We start from the raw sequence: 5,335 nt of genomic DNA, 5'->3' as shown, positions 1-5,335 counted from the left end.
GATATATCACCCATACAATTTTTATTAACATAACCTATCATTATCAATAGTTAACGATGCTAAAAATTTCGTTATGGGGTAATTAAAACTATTAGCTTGATAGGGATGGGGGGATACCAAACAATTAAGTAAGTCTCATTTTTATATTATATTTCATCAAATTGACATAACGCTTTTCCTACTATATTGGATTGTCCGGTGGGTATTGCTCCTTTTTCTAAAATCTCATTAAACTGCTTCAAAAACCATCACACTCCTTCGGATAAGTTTAAGTATATATTTTTCAAAAGATATACTTTTTCCTCTTTTATAGCTGAATTAGAATGAGGATTTTAAAAACAAACGAAAAAAATAACCTCTATACAAAATAAGAGTGATTTTTTAGGATGGCATATTAGTTATTTATATGATGAAAGGGGTGCTTAAGAGAAGCATCCAAAATAGTGATTTTTTTGTTTATATTTTCAATACAATATAATGCTTTTTAATAATTTATTTCATTTAAAATACCACAATCTTTAATTCTTTTAAATTTATCTATCTTAACTTGTTAGTAATAGAATTTCATTTTTCAATAAGTATATTTTTCTACACATAAACATGTACACAATATGATAAATTTTAATAAACTCCTAAAAATACGTAAAAAAGCATTGGATTTTGGGTATATAAAAATATAAATTCACAATAATTTAGTTGGAATCTTACTTTACTCACTAATTCTAACTAAGTCTATGGAGTACAAGAATAGTGGGCTTATAGCGGAATTAATGAAGGTGAGATATATCATTAAAAAACATTAAAAATAGGTCCATTATTTGTAAACATAATTTTTCATGCATATATGAAAAGAGATATATCCTTTTATTTATAGATGTAGTCTAAACTATAGTTGTGCATGAGCCTGAGTAGGAAGAGAAAAGATAGGCATAAAAAAAGTGGATTTCTGGCATCTTAAAAATTTATAGAATAGTGGATACAGATTATGTCCTTTATACATGCATGAGAGTATACATTGAGTATTAATAATATAGTAGAAGGGAGTGTAGAGAATGTTAGAGAATGAAGCTGTATTAGTGAAAACATTTCTAGCCACCTTTGGTGGTTTTTGCGGTTACTTTTTCGGTGCATGGGATGTATTATTAAAAATCTTAGTAACTATGGTCTCAGTTGACTACATTACGGGAATGATTGCTGCAGGTTATAATGGAAAATTAAAAAGCAAAATTGGCTTTAAAGGTATTGCTAAAAAGGTCGTGTTATTTCTTCTAGTAGGCGTTGCAACTCAATTAGATATGATATTTGGAAGTAATAGCGCCATTCGAGAAGCCACAATCTTTTTCTTCGTGGGAAATGAGTTATTGTCTATCTCAGAAAATGCTGGGCGTATAGGTATTCCGCTTCCACAACCTTTAATCAATGCAGTTGAAACTTTAGGTGGAAAAAGAAAACACAATAAAAAAGAAGATAAATAATGGGGGAATTTAGTAGACTTAAAAAACATGGTATACAATGAATCCAGACCTTATTATCATTTATAATGTGTACAATACATTAACATTGTGCCCAAAAATGAAGTTGCTTAAATGATTGAAAATAACTAGTAAGTTTCCTTCTATGCTTAAATATCAATTTAATTTACCCTTGTAAGAATTGGATATCGTATGCTTATTTCTTTCACAAAAATTATATAGGATAATTCTTTAAAAAATTGTTAATAGAATTAATTATTTAATATGCTCTTTTAGATGATTTTCTCTTTTTGTTTTAAAATTTCTATAGAAGAATATCAACATACTTAAAAAATATACATAAAAATAATATTATAAAGGATGATGTGTTTGAAGCAATTTAAAGAGATGCTAGACCAAGGAGCGATTTCTATTGGCCAATCCGACCAATTTGGAAAACCTTTACGTCAATTTGATGAAGTACAATATGGAAATGAAGTCTATCTTGTTATTTGGCATCCCATCTATAGAGAATTTGTAGGTTCTCATGAATCAGGGAATTGGATTCCTAATACTAATTTACATCAATCTATATGGATTAAGAATTTAAAAGAGCATTTTGCAAACAAAAAATAAAAAGATTCCAACAAGTTTATTAGAGCCTTTTTGAGATACTCTTTAGGGATTTCTTCAAAGAACGAAATTAATTATATTTTATATAACTAAGACATAAATATAAAAAAAGACATCAAAAATAATAAGTCGTTTGTTTTCGAGATGATTGTCTTTTTACAAACAAAATGCGGGTTGTAACAGATTTTTTACAGCTCGCATTGTATTAGTTTGGAACCCATCGTACAGATCATATATTTTAAATAATCCAAATACAGATTGTGGCTTTATTTATATTTTAAACTTGTATAGTTCTTTTTCTTTTTAAAGTTCGTGCAGATGATAAACAATTAACAACTTGCTGATTTAACAAAGATTTGTTCCATTTAATTGTAATCCGTTAAGCTAGTAATCAACGAACACTTTCATTCTATTTTCTTACTATTTGCCTTTAAAATATGTCACTCATACTTCCGATCATTCTATTTCAAATAGTTGAAGTTTTCTCTCTTATAACTTTTAAATTCACAAAATTATTTGACTCCTCTTGTTGAACTATCATTAATATATATATATATATTAATGATAAGTTTACCTTATATAGATTATTAGTATTTTTTTATCAAACTAAAAAACGTTGAGTACATTGGGCTAAAGCTTTTCTATTTTAAAATATGGTGCAAATCCCTAGGCAAATGTAGATTATATAAACATGAGAAATAAACCAGTAATCTGAGGTATGCATTCAATGCAAAATGCTTTGAATACAGAAAACAGTATGCTATAAGATTTTAGAGCGACTAACAATATGTCTCAACTACATATAAACCAATTTTTCACAACCCTTATGTAATTGCTAAATCAAATTCAAGTAAAAAATATAATATTTATGTGAAATCCATAGCTTTTAAGAATAATCGTTCATTAATTAGTTCAGGAGCGAATAGCAAAAATACTCCTTTATAGTGATTGCTATTATAACAAATCAAGTTTTCTACTCATTTTCAACAAATATAAAATATGCGTACAATTGAGATTAAAAATAATCAAGCACATCTATATTTTTCAATTGTACATAATATTGGTGAAGATAGTGCATAAGATTTAATTATTTTAGTGAATTATAAACAAAAGTCATTATAGGTCTGAAATCAAACGAAATAAATGTTTAAGTTTTTTTTGATATAACTCTAATTAGTTTAAAATATATTAAATTTACTGTTCCTAAATGAGGTGAATAAAAAATATAGCAGTCAACAAAAATACGTTCATTTCGAACGTTAATTCAAAATTAACCATAAAGAGTAAATTCTTTTACTCATAAAACGTGCAGGGAAATTCTTTTTTGTATTGTATCTACCTGTTTTCTACACATCTCTAATCGTTTTTATACTTGTAATCATATTAGTAACCAAAATAATTCCTGCAATACCAATGGTATCTCTCAATAATATCCCTTATTCCTCATAAAAAGATACAACCATAGTATACATATAGAACAAAAAATTTAAAATAACGCATTTCTATGCGATTATCTTGAATATTTATGATATTTGTAGCACTTTTCATTTATAAAAAAGCATAGATATCTTCCTCTATAGAGGAAGATATCTATGCTTTTTCTTTTTGGATTAGAGATATACTTTACTCAAAGCCGCAGGAAAAGAGTTAACAGGTGATTGAATTCAATTTCATCAATGGAATAGGGGGCAACCTGTGTGAAAATGAATTAAACAATTGTTGCCTTTAATAAATGGATTCTCTAATTACACCTGTTAATCTATGAGGAGGAGGACAGAAGTAGTTAAGAAAGCGGTGAATGGATCCCTTAAAAAAATTCAAGAAATATGATGTTGATTCTTAGAGCAATGAAAGAGTTATTACCCTGTTTAAGGTGTCATGATTCTCCTAGAAAAGTAGGCAGATGAAGAATGGACGATATGCATACGGATAACGTGACTCGTAAAAAGTACGCTTCGTATATGATATGTATATTTCAACGTACAGTCATCAAAATGTAACATGGGAGGCGTGAAAATATTGTGATGAATAATTGGCATATACCGTTTACTCCCCACATAGAATGTGCAGAGCGGTTTTAGAGGTACTTGAAACCCATAAATGAAAGTAGAAGGGGGTGAATACCATGCATGAATCGCAAGAAGGTAGAGATGTTCCGAATGGGATAACTAAACATAAACACCATATACCTTTTCAGTGTATCGTTTCCCTTCCATCAGGTTTTCAAATTGAAAAGCCGAATGATTTGAAACTTGTTTACGATGTAAGTCATTTGTCTATGACGAAAGATACGTGTAAAAAACGTATTGAGATTGATGAATGTGGACAAGTAGAAATTGACTTACAAGTATTAAAGATTAAGGGAGTCCTTTCTTTTATCGGGAATTTTTCTATTGAACCCATTGTGTGTGAAAACATGTATACAACGGTGGACAGAAATCCATCTATTTCCTTAAGTTTTCAAGATACGGTATATGTGGACCATATTTTAAAATATAGTGTGCAGCAATTACCACATTATGTCATTGATGGTGATCATATTCAAGTACGTGAGTTACAAATCAAATTGATGAAAGAAAATCCCCAATCTGCTCAAATATCTGGTTTTTTTTGTTTTGTGTATGAGTAAGAACCGAAGGTTTATAAAAAATTTAAATATACACTATAGTGTCTTTATCAGGATTGAAAGTGAAAAACTATAGGTATAGATGTTAGCTAGTTATCTTAATAATTCAATAGTATCCAAAGGATTTAACTATGCACGATAAAAATAGTTAATAGGAGGAAAAGATTTTATGCTAAAATATCATTTTCCTAATGTATGTGAAGATGAATTAATTAATATATATTCTTATGGGGATTTTAAAGGACAAGGAAAATATATATGCCTCTTTAAAATTGAAAACCAATCATTCTTATTTTGGAGAAACGATAAAGGAAATAAAATATATACAAATTTAGAATCTATCAGTGTAGAAATAATAAACACGAATAATACGTATAATCAAAGTCAGAATGTATGCCCACAAGATTTAGTTGATACGTATAATCAAAGTCAGAATGTATGCCCACAAGATTTAGTTGATACGTATAATCAAAGTCAGAATGTATGCCCACAAGATTTAGTTGATACGTATAACCAAAGTCAGAATGTATGCCCACAAGATTTAGTTGATACGTATAATCAAAGTCAGAATGTATGCCCACAAGATTTAGTTGATACGTATAACCAAAGTCAGAATGTATGCCCA

3 protein-coding genes and 1 pseudogene are annotated in these 5,335 nt (G+C 28.7%); all 4 read left to right on the top strand.

Going from position 1 to position 5,335, the window contains the following annotated elements; genetic code table 11:
• Positions 1-1,052 precede the first annotated feature (1,052 nt).
• Positions 1,053-1,475, top strand: a complete 423-nt coding sequence (locus tag ACS2CR_RS33350; RefSeq protein WP_000892197.1) for a phage holin family protein — start codon at positions 1,053-1,055, stop codon at positions 1,473-1,475.
• 360 nt (positions 1,476-1,835) lie between these two features.
• A complete protein-coding gene (locus tag ACS2CR_RS33345; protein WP_033679389.1) occupies positions 1,836-2,087 on the top strand; it encodes a hypothetical protein in 252 nt (83 codons plus the stop codon).
• Positions 2,088-4,209: 2,122 nt separating this feature from the next.
• A complete protein-coding gene (locus tag ACS2CR_RS33340; protein WP_060852700.1) occupies positions 4,210-4,713 on the top strand; it encodes a hypothetical protein in 504 nt (167 codons plus the stop codon).
• Positions 4,714-4,879: 166 nt separating this feature from the next.
• Positions 4,880-5,335: pseudogene (locus tag ACS2CR_RS33335) on the top strand (hypothetical protein); the annotation flags it as partial.

The organism is Bacillus cereus group sp. BceL291 (genome assembly GCF_051776705.1).
Classification (GTDB): domain Bacteria; phylum Bacillota; class Bacilli; order Bacillales; family Bacillaceae_G; genus Bacillus_A; species Bacillus_A cereus.
The sequence above is the reverse complement of the archived record's forward strand: the minus strand, read 5'-3'. Positions and strand labels throughout refer to the sequence as shown.